Below are 18,354 nucleotides of genomic sequence, written 5' to 3'. Positions count from 1 at the left end.
TCCTATTCTCCAGTCATTCTGTTTGGGTCGGGGCCGCGTCGTTGCGAGATCCGGAGGAAACGCCGCCGCCGGCAGCATCGGTTCGGGCTGGGGCGTGTGGCATGGGTTTTTGTAAAAACGGGCATTGCGCAGGCCGGGCTAGGTTGGTTTCTTCCAACTGGTACTGCCGCCATTCCCGGTTATCTTCGTCGCCGAAAAAGCCTAATTCTTCAGGCACCGTGCCGCCGTTGTAATCGGCGACCCGTTTACGGATATTGTCACGCACAAGGCGACCGCTCCGGGACTGCATGCTGGCGACTGCGTCGAAGTTTTCCCGTGGATTTATGACAAAGGTCAGGTAGTCGCCTAGATTGCGGCTGCGCAGAACTTGATGGTCCGGCGTGCTCATGTTCACGAACAACTGCACCCCGTTGAAACAGAAACACCAGCTGTGCTGATCTGGGTCCCTGGCAACGTCCGTGGGCCATGTGGCGGGATCCATGCCGTGCACCCAGTTCAGCACCTGCCAGCCCAGGTCGTGCAGGCTGATGCAATCCAGCCTCGACGCTTCGAAGAACATCACCAGCGGTGAAAACAGCCTGTCGTTCAGGGGGGTGTCTTTGACGAAATTGGTGTAGTCGGTGAGCCCGACCAGAACGTCATCGAATTCGCCTGCGTCGTTGCATTCGGCAAAGACGAAACGCACGTTATCGCTGGCCCACGCCTTGCGCCCGAACAGGCAAGGAAAGCTTTCGCTGCCGACGCGTTCGGCAAAGCCATCCATTGCACTGCGCTGCCAGCGGCTGGCCAAAAGGTCACCGGAATACAGTTCCCGTTTCATAAACAGTTTGCCAGCCTGAATGCGGCGTCGTTCGGTTACTGGTCCGGGTGAGGTTTGAACGAACATCTTGTTTGGAATCCTCAATTGCTCTCTTGGGCACGGAAAAAGCCCGCGCAAAACAGGTGGGCCGGCAGCATTGCCGCCCCGGGGTCCATGTCATTGTTTCAGCTAAGGAGTATCGTGCCTTAGGCGGCTACGACCCTGGTTTGACTCAGCAAGGGGCTGAGCATTTCAAGGATCGTCTTGAGCTCGGTTTCGGACTGCTGGGCATCTGGCGGCACCTGGAACTCCGCGACCTCGAGGCCCAGGACCTGATCGGGCGAAAGCGCCGACAAGATGGCCTGGATCTGGCCTGGCAGCAAGCCCCCGGACACTTTGTAATCGGCGGGAACATAGCCGGGTTCCAGCACGTCCCAGTCGATGTGAATCCACACCTTGCGCCCGTTCACGGCGCTCAGGACGGCCTCGGGCGTCACGTCGGAGGCGGGTATGATCCGGGCCCCTTCCCCCGCGATCAATTCTGCTTCCTTGGAGTCGATGTCGCGCGCGCCGACAAACACCACCTGATCCGCTTTCAGCCCCGCGCCAAGCCCGCTGTCCCAAAGGCCGCAGGCCGCCGCCACGACCATGCCGCCCAGATACCCCGAGTCGGTCGTATCCGGCGTGTTGAAATCACCATGCGCATCGACCCACAGCAGAACCGCGTCGGGATGGTTGCGCGCCATCGCAGGCAAGGACCCCAGGCTGATCGAACAGGTGTTCGACGCAAGCACGGTCAGCTTGCCGCTCTGAATGCTGCTTTCGACTGCGTCTTGTACCGCTTGCAGGGTCGGTTGTGCCTGCGGCAGGCTTTCGGTCCAATCGTCGTCGGCGGGCGCCGAGGGCGTGCCCACGGTTGTGGCCGTGAGCCCGTATTCCTGCTCCAGCGCCTTGGCGGTGAGCGCCGCCCCCTGAATGGTCATAGCGGTTTTGTCGGCAGCGCGGCCTTGCGACACGATCAAATTAAATAGCATGGTTATGATCCCCTGTTCGGCAGAAACTTTTCGGCTGAAAATCAATCGACTGACTATGCAGGCGGAGGCGTGGCCACAGTGCCCGGCCAGTAGTGGCCATCTGGTGTTGGGCGTTGTCCAAAGATGCCTTGCCCGATGCGGACAACCGTGGCGCCTTCGCGAATGGCATCTTCAAAGTCTCCCGACATGCCCATGGACAGACCACGAATTTCGGGGTGGTTGCCCAGCGACTGATCGCGCAGCTTGCGCAAAATACGAAAACACGCGCGAACACGGTCACGGTCGCCGCTGAACACCGCCAGCGTCATCAATCCGCGCGGGCGCAACTGCGTGCAGGTCTCAAGCACATCAAGGAAGGCTGGAAGGTCTTGGGGGGCAAGTCCGTACTTGCTGGCCTCGCCAGAGGTGTTCACCTGAACATAGACATCCAGAACCCGGCCTTGTTCGGCCAACAGTCGGTTCAACCGCGCCGCCAGCGCCATGCTGTCAAGCGCATGGAATTCCTGGGCGAATTCCAGCATCTGCTTGGCCTTGTTCTTTTGCAGGTGGCCGACCATTGTCCAACGCAACGGCAGATCGTTCAGCAGGTCGATCTTGCCCTGAGCTTCCTGCACCTTGTTTTCCGCGAAATCCCGCAGCCCGGCCGCATAGGCGTGACGCAGAATCTCGGCTGGCACGGTCTTGGTGATCGGCAACAGGCGTACATCCGACCGTTCGCGCCCGGCGTTGGCACAGGCCTGTGCAATGCAGCGTTCGATCTGGACCAGACGGGCATGGAACAACGCCTCCGGACTCGCACCAAATCGCGAGCTTTCGTCCATTTGCGCAATCACTTCCAGCACCTTTAATACCTCCATTCGTAAATCTTAACGGAGTGTTAATCCAAGTTGATATACCCTTAGAGATGAATTAGGACTCATAAAACGGCCAGTTTTCTCATGAATCGGTGGTCCAGTTGGTAAAAGCGGAATATCGCGCGCATCGGATCGGTCGCCGGGAGATCTGTGCAAATCTGCGCGACCAGATCAGGGGCGGAAATTACGCGCCCGACGAGCCGATTCCCTCTTCTCGGGCGCTCGCCGAGGAAATTGGCGTGTCCCGGACAACCGTCAGCGCCGCCTATGACCAATTGGCGGCCGAGGGCTATATTGTTGTCTGTCACGGTATGCGCCCTCGGGTCGCCGTCAACTTTCCCGCCGCTTCGACCAAAAAGACGGACAGTGCTGAAAAGGCAGATCCCGCGACCGAAAGCCTAAGCGCCTATGGGCGCCGATTGATCGATATCGGCCAATTGCGGCCACCCCGCTCTTCCCCTGACCTGATCAATTTCCGGTATGGAGAGATCGCGTCCGAGGATTTTCCCACCGCCCAATGGCGGCGCGCCGTGACCGGCGTTTTGCTGCGCAAACAAAACGTCCTGTCCTACCACGAACCGTTCGGCTCTAACGCGTTGCGCCATGCACTGCAAAGCTACCTGTGGCGGGCGCGGTCGATCAATTGCAGCCTTGACCAGATCATCATCGTCAATGGCTCTCAACAGGCGCTGGATCTGCTCTCACGCATCCTGCTGGACCCGGGCGACACCTTTGCGATTGAAAACCCGTCTTATGCGATGGCCCGGTGGTCATTCGAAGCCTCAGGTGCCACGGCCATCCCCATCGAGGTCGACGACCATGGGTTGGTCACCGACCAGCTTGAGGGGTTGCAGGCACGGCTGGCCTATGTGACGCCATCGCACCAATATCCCATGGGCGGAGTGATGCCGATTGACCGGCGCATGCAGCTAGTGGACTGGGCAAAACGCTCAGACGCCTGGATCGTTGAAGACGACTATGACAGCGAATACCGCTACGATGTGAAACCCTTGCCGCCCTTGTGGGCGTCGAACCCGAACGACCGTGTGATCTATATCGGCACCGTTTCCAAAACGCTCTCGCCTGCGCTGCGGATCGGCTATGCGGTGGTGCCTAACACGCTCGTCAGCGTTGTCGCGACTGCCAAACAATTGGCAGACCGGCACAACGCGCAACTGGAACAAGAGGCCTTGGCCGACCTGATTCAAAGCGGTACATATGAACGCCACGTTCGCAGGCAGCGCCGGAAGAACAATCACAGGCGGGAAACCCTGATCAGCGCCCTGAAAGCCACCTTTGGCGACCGCGTTGACATCCGCGGAACAGAGGCCGGTCTGCATATTGTGGTCTGGTTCCGCGACATCCCCATCGCACGAGAGCCAGACCTGATCGATCGCGCCCGCACGCTGGGTGTCGGGCTTTATTCCGTTCGCCCGCTTTGCAACCCGCCCTTGTCGCACAGCCAGAACGAACAGATCGGGCTGGTGATGGGGTATGCGTCGCTCAACCCGGCGTGGATCGTCAAAGGCGTCTCCCTGCTGGACAAGGCCATCCAAGACCTTGGCCTCTAAGCTTTGGAGCTCCAAGGCGGACTGCCAAAACGCGCGATGAACGTCTATTCCGGGAGAATACTCGCGTATATTGGGCTCTGTTGCAAACTCATATGCGGGTTGGCATGTTTGGGGCGGTGGCGGTGAGGAGGGTTTTGTTCGAAACTGGAATAACACCAGCAATGGCGCGGAGGGCATGATCGCTGACCACAACGATTTGTTGCTGCCTCTGGATGAATTGACCGTAGCGGCACCTGAACTCGCCTCACAATTGATTTATATGCTTGCAAACGGACAGGGCAAAGGCCGCGCACGCAAAGATGGGTCTGCCGCCGAACGTAATAGCTGGAACGCGTTGGTTTTGTCGTCCAGTGAGAAAACAGCGACACAACAAATTACGCAGGGGCGTCACAGGTCCCAAATGACGGGCGGATTGGCCGTCCGCATGGTTGATGTTCCAATTGAGCACGCGCCCAGAGAAACGATCGAAGACACCTGTGGCCTCGGGTCATCGCGGGCGTGGGTTGAGAAAGTAAAGTGCCTCACTGATGATCATTATGGGCTGGCGGGCCCAACTTTTGTGGAAAAGCTTTGTGTTGAGCGTAGTGTGCATATTGCGCAGGCTCGTCGGTACATCGCGCGCGTTCACGAAATGCTGTTCGAAAATGATGACGATCCCCAAGTACAGAGGGCAGCCGAGCGTTTCGCACTCGTAGCAGCAGCAGGGCAACTCGCCAGCGATTAGGGTATCGTCCCGATCTCACATGCACAGATTCTGCGGGCTATCACTGCTTGTTATCACGGGTGGAAAACGCAACGTGGTGGCGGTGAATCTGAGGAAAGTCGCCAAGCCCTGCGCCATCTGAAACATTTTTTTGAAACGCATGGCCCTTCCCGTTTTGAGCGCTTACTGCGAGGCGGCGCCGCAGAGGACAGCACTGACGAACGCACGGATGAATTTCCGGTGCGGGATCGTTGTGGATATAGGGTCAAACAAGAGGATGGCGCGTGGCTGTACTATGTTCTGCCAGGTGCATGGGAGGAGGTCATCTGCGCGGAGCATTCGCCTCAATTGGCAGCAAAAGTTGCGGATGAAGCGGGGGCATTGATTAAAGGGGGGGAAGCGCAACGCCTGCAGAAAAAAGTGCGCCTGCCCGATTTTCCGAATGGCACCCGCGTCTGCGCAATACGACCGGATTTGCTGTAAATTCCTGCGGGCCGCCATACGGTAAGGTGGCGGCCCGCGTGGTCATTGACAAGTGGTAGAAAGCGACTCTCGCCATTCAATGTACTAGCTCCTCATTTTCTGACCGTAGACGTGCGATGACCCGCGCCAGAAAACGCAGTGAGAATTCCGGGCGGCGCCAATCCTCGGCGATGAATTTCCGGACAGCATCGCGGACAGCGTCATCATCTGGGCACATCAGCTGCAGCGCCTGGACATACTGTTGCTCATCAAGTGCAGGTACATGAATGGCCTCAACTCGACTAAGGAAAGGCTGAGAAAGTCCGGAAATTTCGTTGGCAGTCAATGCCCATGAGATTTGGACATGTCACAAACAAGGCCACTCGCAGGGCAGCGAAAATGCGTGGCGGACTGTCGGTCCAGCAACGGCAACAGGGCATTGATCAGGCTGGTCGATCCGCCTGAGACGCCCCGCTTCCACGCCAGCGATCCGAAATGCCGCCGCGCCTGCTGAGGCATCGAGCTCCAGTGCAGGCAGCTGCGCAGCCTCAGCGATCAGCCGCGCAAGTACAGATTTGCCCGTACCGCCCGGCCCCCATAGCAGGATCGGCGGCATCAATGTGCCGCTACCGAGGCTCATTTTCATCAGTGACCAGATGCGCATCAATGGGCGATTGAGCCACGGTGCCTGCGCATAAACTGCAGCGATCATCTCATCAATTTGGTGCATATCCGTTGGCCCCGCCAGCGGCAGAGGGCCGTCTGCCGTCTCTAGCTGTGCGAAAAACTCTGCATCCCGTCGCGAGGGTTGATGACCTGTTGACGTCGGAAATTTCGCCCGCACCTCTGCCGTCAGAGCAGCCTCCAATTCATCATGCTCCGTAGTGGACAAACACAAATGATCACTCAGCCTCGACGTCACCGCGCGCGTCGCATCCGTCCGGCTGAGCGTCGATCTATCCAGAATGCTGTCGACATATTCGTCGCCGATGGTTTCGGACAGGGTGCGTGCAAGGGATTGGATTTGCGCGATTTCTACACCGCGAAGATCCAGTGACAGTTTGGGCTCTCTTTGCCCGCTCGAGAAATCCAGCGCGACAATTGTCCGAAAATCACATCCAGCGGCCTGAAACATCCGCTCTACCGCGATCAATTTTGGGGCCAGTGCATTTTTGACGGCGGCAGGCAGCCGTTGTTCGACATGCCAGTCCACTGAACGTGGGACCTGATACACAGCATGCGTGCGTGACGATTTTGCCGCAGTGGAAGTCTGAAAAGCCATTTGAGAAACTCTTTTGTGCTGAGGGGCGTATAGACTCTTACAGCGCTAAATCAGCGATGAGATCATGCCCTCGATCCAGATTGCAACCTGCTGAATGTCGATGTCCGGAAGTGAAACCTCGGACAAAAGAGAGACCGCATCCGCGATCAGATCCCCGTGAAGTGCATCAATACTCGTTTCGACCACATCCCCCATCAGCACGTAGAGCTAAGCAACGCAGGACATGCAAACGGCAGAGGATTTGAAAAATAAAAACATGATGATGATCCGATTTTCGGACAAACCATGGGCGTACATCGCGCAGCCTGTCCGGAGAATTTTTGGGGACACGACCCAATACGAATTAGTGCCCCCCACGAAGGAGGCTGGCTCTTATATTCGTATTATCGGATTGGTCATCTTCATGCCAAAGCAGGTAATCAGTACGAAATACCTTTTCAAGGGGAACGGCAGAAAACTTGGCTACTTAAAATCTTTCCCTGGACACTGATCGTTTAATAACTTTTGGCGGATCAAATGAATTATTAAACGATTAATGAGTATTCGGCTCTTTTGCAAAATGTTGATGATGGGAAGAGCATCACGGCAAGAAGCCCGGCACCCTAACTTGACGGCGGGTTCCGCATGTTCTTGGCTGACCGGTTTCAAACTACGCGGATCATATCTGCGGCTTTTTCGGCGATCATGATGGTGGCGGCGTTGGTGTTGCCAGACACTAGTTCGGGCATGATCGAACAATCCGCTACCCGCAGCCCGTCGATGCCATGCACCTTGGGGTCGCTTACGGCTGAGGGACTAGATTCCGGTAGGAGGCAGGATCGTATCACAAGGCATTTTGGCGGTGCCGCTTGACGATGTCCGTGACGGTGTTTTCCGTGAGACCGCGACCAGCGCTCTAACTCCAAATACCCTTTCGTATTTGCTGGAATGGACAATGCTGCCAATCGAGTGCCTTGGGTATCAATAGCGACGGCAACATGGGTTGCTTTATGAGTGTCGATGCCGACAATTACTGGATGGGTGGTCTTCATAGCGCCCTCGTTGCTTGCGAACTGCCCGGGCACCGAACCGAGAGGACAGGACTGTGATGGGGCGTCCCCGTCAGGCTCCTATGAGGTCACATCTCGCCCGTTGCCGGGGCGACTTGACGGTCGACACGTCAACACAATGACACGCGGTCAATCGTAGCATGGGTCAGGCCATCAAGCCGCAGTACCATATTCACAGTCATAGCAATTGCCCTTGCCGCTCATCGATAACCGGAACCCGTGCTGACGCAGGAGTTTCTGATAATCGTGGGAGCAATACTGACTTCCGCGATCTGTATGGTGGATGCAGCCTTTGTGCGGCTGCCGCAGCGCGACCGCCATGTTCAGGGCCCGGATCGCCAGATCACGTTTCATCCGATTGCTGACCGCCCAGCCGATGATACGGCGGGAATGCAAATCCAAGATCACCGCGAGATACAGCCAGCCTTCTCGGGTCCATACATAGCTTATGTCGCCCGCCCATTTCTGGTTGGGTTTGTCTGCTGAGAAGTCTCGGTTCAGCAGGTTCGGTGCAATGTTGAACGCATGGTTGCTGTCCGTCGTGACCTTGTATTTCTTTGACCTTTCAACCCGAATGCCGTGCTCACGCATCAGTCGACCGACACGGCGGTGGCCGATGTTCAGCCCCAGCTCTTTCAGCTCTTCGGTCATCCGTGGGCGGCCATAACTGCCCAGGCTGAGACGGGATTGCTCCTTGATGTGGGCCAGAACGACCATATCGGTTCGCTGCCTTTGACTGGCTGGTCGGCTGCGATAAGCGCGCAGGCCACGGGAGCTGACATCCAGCACGTCACACATCCGATTGGTACAAAAGGCGTGACAGTGTTCTTCGATGAACTTGAACCTCATGGCTTTTGGCCCGCGAAGAACTGCGTTGCCTTTTTTAGAATCCCCCTCTCCTCCTTGAGAATACGGTTCTCGCGTCGAAGCCGTTCATTCTCGCGTGCAAGGTCCAGACCCTTGTCGGAAACAACACCAGTGTCGCGATGTGCCGTGACCCATTTGTTAAGCGTCGACAGACCGACGCCCAAATCAGACGCAACCTGCTTGCGTGTCAGCCCGCTTGTCAGCGCGATCCGCACTGCATCGGCCCGGAATTCGTCCGTGCGTTTCATTCCCATAGTTCGTCTCCTTTGTTGCAATAAATGCTATCAAAGGAGCGGCATCAAACCGCGACAGGTCCAAGCCCATTTCCGTTCTCCTTTGCGGCAAAATACCAAGTCAAAGGAACGGAACAAATCCGCGACAGGCCCAGAACTCCAAGGGAAATCACGCCCTCGATCCACTCCAAAAACTCTCCCACGCCTCGACATCGCTCGCAAACCGGTCATAGACCTGCGCCTCAGTCACACCGCCGTCTATCAACAGACTCCAGCCTTCCTGTCCCGCGCGGCGGTAGATGGTGACGTAGACTGCGGTGGAGTTGGTCACAACCAGCCCCGACAGGTCCGACACCTCAACCGTGTGGCCTTTCAGCTGGGCCTGCACATCAGCGGGTAATTCACCGACGGCGAAGCGGCGGCTTTTGAAGTAGTCCATGGAAAACGCATAGGTGCTGATGAACAGCAGTGCGAAAAACAACAGCGCGGCCAATGCGCCAAAGCCGTTGTTCCAGAACACCACACCTGCGCTCACCGGGACCGCGATAAAGGGCAGCATCACCATCGTGGCGGCGGGATTGAAAAACTCGGGCCGCAGGCGTTTCTGGATCAGCAGGCGCAGGGCGCGCACCACCAGATGGTGGAAATGCAAACGATCAGGCTGATCGGTCTCTTTGTCCAAGAGACGGCGACGGATAATGGCAAAGGCGGTGTCGGCCACCGGCCAGAACAGGATCAGAATCGCCGCCAGACCGGCCCCTTCGGGATCGCGCATCAAGAGGATGATGCCGAGCCAGGACAGCACATGCCCGATCGCATAAGCCCCCGCATCGCCCAGAAACAACCGGCCGTAAGGCCAGTTCAGCACAAAGAACCCAAAGAGCGCCACAAACAGGATCGCCGCCACCAGCTGCACGTCCGCCTGACCGCTCAGGCCGCCGATAACAAAGTAAGCTGCCGCCGCCAGCATACTGTAGCCCGAGGCAAGACCGTTGAGCCCATCAATGAGGTTGAGCGCATGGCAGGCCCCCGCCGACCACAACAGGGTGATCAGGATGCCCACGCCAAAGAACCCGACAACGCCATCGACATAAGGAATACCAAAGCGCGGCACCATGGCGCCGCTCAGCACAATCGCCAGACCGGCAGAGGCAAAGGCCGCGATCAGACGCACCTTGGGCGACATGTCCCGCTGAATGTCTTCGCGCAGGCCCACGGCAAAGACCACCACACCGGCGCTGAGCGCCATCAGCAGGTCCGCTTCAATCCGGCCCATATAGACCAGCGTGGCCACAAAAAGGCCGACAATCACCGCCGCCCCGCCAATGCGCGGCGTCGGGCGCTTGTGTTCCGCCTGACGGGCGCTGAGGTCATTTTGCATGTGCTGTTTGTTCAAAAACAGATGCGGCGCGAAAGCAAAGAGGCAACACAGGCCAAAGCTGACGCCAAAAGCCAAAAGAAGCGGCAGCACACCGCCATCAGAAATTACGTCAAACATTACCTGTTCCAGAATACGCATCAGCCGCGAAAGGCGGATCGTTAAAAAGAGCTCGTTGCCCCGCTGTTAGCAAAGATTGCACCGCAATTGCTATAGCCGCATGATCGCTTAGACGCCTCTTTTCAACTTTCGCGATGCGAAAGAGGTCTGCGATCCCCACCGATAAAAACGACTGGCTAAAACGACTGACAAAAATACGGCAGCTGACCACAAGTTTAAAAATCCGTATGGTCCGCGTGTCGCAAGTACGGTAAAGCTGCCCCAATTGAACGACTGATAATGGATTTCCCATATGCTGACCTTGCCCCGCGCTGCACTTCTGGCGTCCTGCATGTTTCTGACCAGCTGCGGCGTCACCTATAACAGCCCCAAGGTGAGCGACACAGGCACAGCCTATGACGTGTCCATTATCTCCATGACACCCGCCACGGTTGCGCGCGCCAACACCAGTTCCTACAAGCCCAAACGCCTGCCTGCCGCCTTTTCGCAGATCGCCGGTGGGACCTCGGTCAGCCCTGGCCAGCTCCCCAAAGCGCCAAAGGGGTTGAAACTGCGCCTGCCGCCACCGGTGGAAGCTACCGCTTACAAAATCGGCGTGGGCGATGTCATTCTGGTGGCGACCCGCCGCCCCGCACCGATTGGTGCGGTGGAACAAACCAGCAGCCTGTCTGCCGCCCAAAGCCAGCGTCAGCCCTACACCGTGCGTGATGACGGCGCCATCGCCATCCCAGAGGTGGGCGCGGTCGCGGTCGAAGGTCTGACCATCGAAGAGGCCGAAGAGCGTGTATTCCAGCGTCTGGTGCAAAACCAGCTGGATCCGGAATTCAGCCTGGAAATTGCCGAATTCAACTCCAAACGTGTATCGATCGACGGCGCGGTGCAGCAATCGCAGCTGGTGCCGGTCACCCTCAACCCGCTGCATCTGGATGAGGCGATCACCGCTGCCGGCGGCATCTCCCCGGGCCAGCATGCCTACGCTTCGATCCGCATTCATCGCGGCGGCCGCCTCTACCAGATCCCGCTGGCCAACTACTATGCCAGCGCCCGGGTGCGCAAAACCGTGCTGCGCGACGGTGACTCGGTCTTTGTCGACAATGCTTATGAACAGCGCCGCGCCGAACTAGAAGAGCGCCGCGCCAATTTTCAGTCCAAGATGGAGCTGGGCGCGGTGGCGCGTGATCACGTCTACCTGACCGGTGAAGTGTCCGAGCAAAGCCGCATCGCCCTGCCCTTTGAGGTCAAATCCTCACTGGCGGATGTGTTTTATGAAAACGGCGGCTTCCCCACCGTGACTGGCAACCCGGCCCAAATCTACGTGCTACGCAGCAATGGTGAGGCGCTGACCGCCTATCACCTCAACGCCAAAAACATCGTCAATGTCGCCATGGCCACCAATTTTGAGATGCGCCCGAACGACATCATCTTTGTACAGGAACAGCCGATCACCACATGGGGCCGCGCCCTGCAACAGGCCTTCCCGCTGCTGTTGAACACGGGTGCCGCCAGCCTGCAATAAGCACGGCCAGACGATCACAGCACCGATCGTCTGAGGGATGGCCGGTGCCCAAACATTGACAGCGCCCTGCGCAAAGACATGCTGAGTGCAGGGCGGATCGTTTTGTCCGCTCCTGCTCTGCGCTATACTGCGCCTGCATCCGCAGCCTATAGGGCACCCCTGCCGCGCCAGCGGCTGCAAAAACAGAGTGCACAACAAATATCGTCTTTGACGCCTATTCATATTCAGCACCACGCTTAGGGAACAGTGAATTGATTATCATCAACAATCTTGAAAACCTGCCGCGCCGGGCCAAGCGGTCTGTGCTGTTTGCGGTCGATGTGGGGCTGATTGCGCTCAGCCTCGCCGCGGCCTTTGCTCTGCGTTACGGCATGATTGTTCCCGGTGAACCGATTCGCGCCAACTGGGTGCTGTTCCCCGCCATGCTGGCCATCGGTGCGGCGACGATCTGGGCCATGCGGCTCAACCATATCAAGATCCATACGGTGGAAAATCACACGCTGATGCGGCTGGCCATCTCTGCCGCGTTCCTCACCGTCTGCGCGATGGCGGTCAGTTTTCTGCTGAACCTGTCGGCGCCGCGTTCGGTGCCGGTGATCTTTGGCGCGATGTTCTTTGTTACCTCTGTGCTGTCGCACTTCGGCACCCGCTACCTCTTTGACCGCGTCAGCGACCGTCAGGCCCGCCGGGTGCCGGTGGCGATCTATGGCGCGGGCAACACCGGCGAACAGCTGGCCGCCGCATTGGGTCAGAACGGCGAAAACCGCCCCGTTTGTTTCATCGACGACAATCGTCAGCTGCACGGGCTGATGGTGTCGGGCCTCAAGGTGCATCCGGTCAGCGCCCTGCGCCGATTGATCAAAAAACACGGGCTGAAGCGGGTGCTGATCGCCATGCCTTCTGCCTCCAGCTACCGGCGTCAGGAAATCCTCGACGCGCTCTCCACCCAACCGATTGAGGTGATGGAACTGCCCAATCTTTCAGATCAGGTGGGCAACCGATCGCTGGAACTGGGGTTGCAGGCCAAACGGTTCAAGGATCTCTATGGCGCCCCCAGCCCCAATGCCCGCAACCCCGAGGTGCTGGCCGCCTGTCGCGGCAAAACCGTCTTTATTGCCGGGGCCGGTGGCCGCGTGGGGTCGGAACTGGCACAACAGCTGATCCGCTTTGAACCAGCCAAAATCATCCTGCTGGAGCGCAGCGAAACCGCCCTGCTGACGGTGATGCAGCGCCTCAACACGCTGGTGCATCGCAGTGGTTCTGCCACGGTGATTAAGGGCAAAACAGGCTCTATCGGGACGCTGGGGCGGGTGAAACAACTGCTGGGGCAAACGCAGGTCGATATCCTGATCAACGCGGCCCATTACGGCGACCCGCAGCTGTCAGAGGACAACCTGTTTGATGTGGTCGCCACCAATGTTCTGGGCCCCGTGAACCTGCTAAACGCCGCGATTGACCACGGTGTGAGCCAACTGGTGCAGCTGTCCTCTGAACATGTCACGACACCGCGCCATCTGGTCGATCACACCCAGCGGCTGGCAGAAAAGCTGCTGCTGGGACAGGCCGCTGCCCAAGAGGGCAGCGGTACGCAGGTCAGCCTGTTGCGTTTCGGCCCCACTGCGGGACCGGTTGGCGATATCTTCCCGCTGCTGGAACAGCAGATCCTCACTCATAACACCGTCACCCTGCCCGATGCAGAGATGACCCGTTTCTTTGTCACAACCTCCCGTGCCGCCGATCTGATCCTTGGCGCCCTGCCCTTTGGCAAGGAACTGCACACCCGTCCCGCCCACCTGTCCAAAGGCACCCCCCACCGCATCATGGATTTCGTCACCAAGGTGATCGACATGACCGGCAAGGGTGTGCGCAGCGAAAGCAACCCCTTTGGGGTCGAGGTGCGGTTTTCCGGCCTGCGTCCCGGCGAAGAGCTGCATGAAAGCTGCCCCTGCAGCGAACGGTGCATCCCGCTGGGGGCCAATCCGAACCTGCTGATGGCACAGGATGGCTGTCCGACGGCGGTGGAACATGGCCTGTTGATGCAGAGTTTTACCACCGCAATGGACCACTATGACGAAGACGCCCTGCGCCACCTTCTGCGCCCCGTAGCGGACGACGCCAAGGCAGCGGGCGAGGTGTTGCAAACCGCTTAAGGCTGCGGGCGGTTCAGCAACAGAGCAGACACAAAAACAGCACGGGGACGCCGATCCTCGTGCTTTGACGGGTCGACGATTGACTTGCGCCCTGCCCTCTTTCACAACCAATAAAAATTTAAGGTTTATTGATATGCACCCCCTTCCCCGCCGCCAGCGATCCAAAAGCACCGCTGCTTTCACATCCTCCCTGTTGTCCGCAACGCTGCTCAGCTCCGGCATGACACTGGCAGAGCCCGCCAGCGGCACGCTGACCCTTGGGACCATCAGCGAGGATTTTCTGACCCGCAGCGAACGGTTTGGCACGCTCGGCTTCAACGGTGCGGCAATCAGCGGGCGGATAGACTATGGCAACCTCTCGGCCTCCGCCACTTTGGGGCAGACGCAGCATGATCAGGCCTCGGGCGATTTTGACGCGTTGATCAACTATGATGTTTCGCTGCGCTTCGCTCAGAACTGGCGCGCGGGCGTGGGGCGCGTGGATCGCAACTGGTCGCCGTCACAATACAGCAGCCTGATCCTGTCGCAGAATGCACCCGCCTTTGATTCCGTCTACCTGATCAAGGACCGCCCCAGCAGCATCGACCTGCCGGTGCTGCGCTGGTTAGGGGACTGGGATGGGGAGGTGTTCATCGGCACCACCAATGACGCAGGCCAGCCCGACAATGCCCTGATCATGGGTATGCGCGCCCGCATCCGCCCTATTGAGAACCTTGAGGTGGATTTTGTCCGCACCGCCCAGTTCGGCGGTGAGGGACAACCACAGGATTTTGAAACCCTCCTGCGGGTTCTGGGCGGCAGCACCAATAGCGGCGCCGCCAGCGGTGCCAACCAGATGGCAGGCATTGGGCTGAGCTACAGCTTGCCGAATCTTGGCGGTGGTAGCCGGATTTATTACCAGTTCGTCGGCGAGGACGAGGCCGGATATTTCCCCTCCTGCCTGATGCATATGGGCGGCGTAGAGACGAATACCACCCTTTTCGGCAGCCGTTCACAGATCACGCTGGAACACACCGACACCACCATCGCCGCCACCGATGGCGGTTTCTGCGGCGCCAACACGGCCTATCGAAACGGCACTTATTCCTACGCCAACAACGGCGTCGTTCTGGGATCTGCCATCGATACGCAGAGCAAGGCGACCACGCTCTACATGAAGCATGAGCTGGATGAGACCTCTGTGAACTGGAGCATCGGACATTACACCATCAACGATCAGTCGCTGGCCACCCACCGCCTGTCCACCGCGCGGGCGACCGGGTTTGTGGCCACCGCGAGCCTGTCGCGCCCCTTACTGGGCGGCACGGTCAGCGCGTTGATTGCGCATCAGGACTTTGATCTGAACACCGCCGGTTTTGACAAAGGCACCCGTGTTGGGGTGAGCTTCCAGACCTCATTCTGAGGCAGTCCAGTTTTCCAAACATAGAAAGGGCCTGTGATCCGGCATGATCACAGGCCCTTTCTTTTCCATTAGACGGATACGGAATTGTTTCGCGCGCGAAACAATTGACCCTATTCAAGCCAAATAGACTCTATTTCGCCACCTCATCCGCATCAGACCGCGCGGTGAGCCAGTCGATCAGATCCACGATCAGCGCTTCATCCACAGCAGCGCCTTTTACGGTCAACTTGCCACCTGCACCATGTTGCACCACCTGCAGGTCAGGGCGAATTTTTCGGGTCATATTAGACTCTATTTCGGGTTTTAGAGACTGTTTTTTAGACTTCTCCGCCGCCGCTTTCCCTGCAGCTGCTGCCAATGTGGCGTTGATCAGATCCAGCTCATCCGCGGGGTTTTCTGGCGGGTTCGCCTCGATCCGCGCCTTCATGCCTTTGGCGAGGGCAGGGGCCGCCTCAATCTCACGGGCCAGAAATAGGCCAGCGCGTTCGCCAAGCGCCTCAGGGAAACGCAGCGCGCCATCGAGATGGGTCACCAAGGTCAGGAAGCTGCCGATCTTGGACCGTTTGGCACGACTTGCGGCGTGATAGAGACTGCGCAGCGCGGTGCGGGTGTCGGGGTAAACACCCTGCTCTACCGCGCGCGACGCGATGCGGGCGCGTTCATAATAGCTGAGGCCAACGCGGATTTCGTTTTCCTCAACCATCGCCAGATAGGCATCAGACGCCTGTTCCGGCTGACGCAGAAAGGCCAGGATCTGCGGCTGAGCTTCACCCGCCTCTGACAGGCGGGTGATGGCCCGCAAGCGGCGCCAGCCAGAGATCAGCCCATAGCGACCATCTGGCAGCGGGGCGACCTCGATCGGGGTTTGCTGGCCGCGTTGGCGCAGGGAAGTCATCAAAACCTCCATCTCGCCCTCATCGACGTTGATGCGATCGCGCACCAGATAATCGGTGACGATCTGATCCAGCGGCAATTCCAATGCCATGCGGCCCTCTTCACGGGCGCGGCGCAGGGTGTCGGACATTTCCTCTAGTGCGGCGGTGGTGCTGGCATGGGCGGCCACATCGGCAATGGGCGGCGCACGGCGAGCAGCTTCAGCCGGGGCATCCGGCAGGATCGGCGCCGCCACGGGGGAGGCGAGGAAGCCCGCTTTCGGCGGGGCGAGGCGTTTGCGTTTGGCCATGATTAATCCTCCGATACTGCAGAAATAGACTCTGGAAAAAGGCTAGGGCAGGGCGGCAAAGAGACGGTTACCGCAGCGCACGCAGATGTTTCGCGCGCGAAACATTTCCTTAACGACGGATTAAAGCCCCCGTTCATTCCGCCGCCTCCTGCAGGGCCAGCGCATCGCGGCGCCAGGCGCCGATCAACAGCGATTTGAAGGCGGCATAGGTGGCATCAAAGGTTTCACGGCCCCGCGCGTAAGTCTCGCGGTTGAAATCGCGATAATCCGCCTCATAGATCCCCTGCACCTGTTCACCAGCCTGACCGATCAGCGCGGTGAAATCCTGCCGGTGTGGTGACAACACCGGGCCAAGGTAGGCCTGCATCAAGGCGGTCAGTTCTGCCTGCTGGCTGCCGTCATAGCGGGTGACCACGGCACGCACCGCGTCCCATTCAAAATTCAGCTCGTCGCGTCCCAAAGCGCGGGCGGCGAGGTTTTCCCCCTCTTCAATCGACTGAAAAGTGGTGTGCAGCATGTCGAAAAACCGCCCCGTCGAGTCAAACTCAAGGAAAGACGCCCCCAGCGGCACCAACAGAATGTCCGAGGCCGCCAGCCCATTGATGGTCAGGTAGCCAAGCGCCGGCGGGGTATCGACGAAAATCACATCGTATTCGTCGAGGATGCCGTCCGCCTCCAGACTGTCGGTCAGGGCATCCCACAGCTTCCAGCCACCGCCCTGCATCCGCCAGACGGGGATCTGAAATTCTGCCCAGTAAAGGTTCAGCTGCGCGCCGATCAGGTCGATGTTGGGCCAGTGGGTGGATTGAATGAGCGACTGAGCCGACACATCCAGCGCGGCGGAGAGCGTGTCATCGAGCGGAATGGGCTGCTCCCCCCGATCCATCCGGCGCTGGTTGTCGCTGCGCAGATAACTGGCGTAGTGGCGTGCGAGGAGGGGGAAGACGGTTTGCCATTCATCCTCGACCTTGCCGCCGAAAATTGAGGTCATCGAACCCTGACTGTCCAGATCAATCACCAGCACCTTGTAGCCATCAAGGGCCGCCGACATGGCCAGATGGGCGGCGGTCGATGTCTTGCCCACGCCGCCCTTGAAGTTCGCCACCGCAACCATTTTGGCGGGCAGACCTTCGGGGCGATAGGGCAGGTAGTTTTTCGCTTTCGATCCTTCGGCCGCGAAATGGGCACGCAGGCGCAGCACCTCATCCAGGGTAAACCACTTGGCCCCGCCACTGGTTTCAGACTGGCCCTGCGGCAGGTCGGGGTTTTGTTTCAGCACGCGACGAAAATGGCCCTGCGCCACGGGGATCAGATAGCGGGTAATCTCCCAGGTTGAAAAAAGCCGCAGGTGACGTTCACCGTTTTCCTCCAGCCCGCGACTGGCGAGGTCAGAACGCCCCTGCGCACAGGCGGCTGCGATGGCGGCGAACCCATCGGTCTGGGTGGGTGCACCAAGCGCATTCAAAGCCTGATCGGGATCAATGTTGAAATAGGGAGGAAGGGTGGATGTCATTTCAGAACTGCCATGTGCGCTGTTTTCTTAAACATATCCAAAAACGCGACACATGGAAGGAAAAACGTCTCTTCCTCCTGTCTTTCTTAGCAAAAAAGCAGCGGAAATTGCAGGGAAAAACGTCTGCGGAGAGGCTGGAAGTGAATTTTTCTTGTTAGAATTTAGTTATTATATAGTTACGGGGCGCGAATGATTTGAGCAAACCTCTGATTAAAAATGATTTTTGTGCTTTCATTTT

The 18,354-nt window shown here is 58.5% G+C and carries 12 protein-coding genes and 2 pseudogenes; 5 read left to right on the top strand and 9 right to left on the bottom strand.

Annotation, left to right across the window (positions count from 1 at the left end; all coding sequences use genetic code 11):
- Positions 1–13 precede the first annotated feature (13 nt).
- The 3 genes from MHM86_RS15700 to MHM86_RS15690 all read right to left on the bottom strand — a co-directional run bounded on the left by MHM86_RS15700 (position 14) and on the right by MHM86_RS15690 (position 2,690).
- The gene (locus MHM86_RS15700) at positions 14–886 is read right to left on the bottom strand and encodes a YqcI/YcgG family protein (RefSeq protein WP_239201214.1); all 873 of its coding nucleotides are present in this window, start codon (positions 884–886) and stop codon (positions 14–16) included.
- Between the two features lie 119 nt (positions 887–1,005).
- Positions 1,006–1,833, bottom strand: coding sequence for an arginase family protein (locus MHM86_RS15695; protein WP_239201212.1), 828 nt, complete (start codon positions 1,831–1,833; stop codon positions 1,006–1,008).
- 53 nt (positions 1,834–1,886) lie between these two features.
- A complete protein-coding gene (locus MHM86_RS15690) occupies positions 1,887–2,690 on the bottom strand; it encodes a YggS family pyridoxal phosphate-dependent enzyme (RefSeq protein WP_239201210.1) in 804 nt (267 codons plus the stop codon).
- A gap of 89 nt (positions 2,691–2,779) precedes the next feature.
- On the opposite strand from MHM86_RS15690, the gene MHM86_RS15685 reads away from it, so the two are divergent.
- Positions 2,780–4,258 (top strand): PLP-dependent aminotransferase family protein, encoded by a 1,479-nt coding sequence (locus tag MHM86_RS15685; protein WP_239201209.1) that lies wholly within the window; start codon positions 2,780–2,782, stop codon positions 4,256–4,258.
- 70 nt (positions 4,259–4,328) lie between these two features.
- Entirely contained in the window at positions 4,329–4,982 is a 654-nt protein-coding gene (locus tag MHM86_RS15680) for a DUF927 domain-containing protein (protein WP_239201207.1), read from the top strand.
- 808 nt (positions 4,983–5,790) lie between these two features.
- Here the strand turns inward: MHM86_RS15680 and MHM86_RS15675 are convergent.
- The 4 genes and pseudogenes from MHM86_RS15675 to MHM86_RS15660 form a co-directional block, all read right to left on the bottom strand.
- Positions 5,791–6,705: an AAA family ATPase gene (locus MHM86_RS15675; protein ID WP_239201205.1), complete on the bottom strand. Its 915-nt coding sequence runs from the start codon at positions 6,703–6,705 to the stop codon at positions 5,791–5,793.
- Positions 6,706–7,349: 644 nt separating this feature from the next.
- A pseudogene (locus tag MHM86_RS15670) lies at positions 7,350–7,478 on the bottom strand (GMC oxidoreductase); the annotation flags it as partial.
- A gap of 453 nt (positions 7,479–7,931) precedes the next feature.
- A pseudogene (locus tag MHM86_RS15665) lies at positions 7,932–8,875 on the bottom strand (IS3 family transposase); the annotation flags it as partial.
- A gap of 148 nt (positions 8,876–9,023) precedes the next feature.
- Positions 9,024–10,352 carry a glycosyltransferase family 4 protein gene (locus MHM86_RS15660; protein ID WP_239201201.1) on the bottom strand — a complete coding sequence of 443 codons (1,329 nt, stop codon included), beginning with the start codon at positions 10,350–10,352 and terminating at the stop codon, positions 9,024–9,026.
- Between the two features lie 292 nt (positions 10,353–10,644).
- Between MHM86_RS15660 and MHM86_RS15655 the strand changes: the two genes are divergently transcribed.
- The 3 genes from MHM86_RS15655 to MHM86_RS15645 all read left to right on the top strand — a co-directional run bounded on the left by MHM86_RS15655 (position 10,645) and on the right by MHM86_RS15645 (position 15,420).
- Entirely contained in the window at positions 10,645–11,868 is a 1,224-nt protein-coding gene (locus MHM86_RS15655; RefSeq protein ID WP_239201198.1) for a polysaccharide biosynthesis/export family protein, read from the top strand.
- 251 nt (positions 11,869–12,119) lie between these two features.
- A complete protein-coding gene (locus MHM86_RS15650) occupies positions 12,120–14,018 on the top strand; it encodes an SDR family NAD(P)-dependent oxidoreductase (protein ID WP_239201196.1) in 1,899 nt (632 codons plus the stop codon).
- A 133-nt stretch (positions 14,019–14,151) separates the two neighbouring features.
- Positions 14,152–15,420: a capsule assembly Wzi family protein gene (locus MHM86_RS15645; protein WP_239201192.1), complete on the top strand. Its 1,269-nt coding sequence runs from the start codon at positions 14,152–14,154 to the stop codon at positions 15,418–15,420.
- A gap of 130 nt (positions 15,421–15,550) precedes the next feature.
- On the opposite strand, the gene MHM86_RS15640 is transcribed toward MHM86_RS15645, so the two are convergent.
- Both MHM86_RS15640 and MHM86_RS15635 read right to left on the bottom strand, forming a co-directional pair.
- A complete protein-coding gene (locus tag MHM86_RS15640) occupies positions 15,551–16,603 on the bottom strand; it encodes a ParB N-terminal domain-containing protein (RefSeq protein WP_239201191.1) in 1,053 nt (350 codons plus the stop codon).
- 133 nt (positions 16,604–16,736) lie between these two features.
- Positions 16,737–18,116, bottom strand: a complete 1,380-nt coding sequence (locus MHM86_RS15635; protein ID WP_239201187.1) for an AAA family ATPase — start codon at positions 18,114–18,116, stop codon at positions 16,737–16,739.
- Positions 18,117–18,354 lie beyond the last annotated feature (238 nt).

The organism is Thalassobius sp. Cn5-15 (assembly GCF_022347685.1).
In the GTDB taxonomy this organism is placed as follows: Bacteria; Pseudomonadota; Alphaproteobacteria; order Rhodobacterales; family Rhodobacteraceae; genus Thalassobius.
Note: the sequence above shows the minus strand (reverse complement) of the source record. Positions and strands in the feature narration are given on the sequence as shown.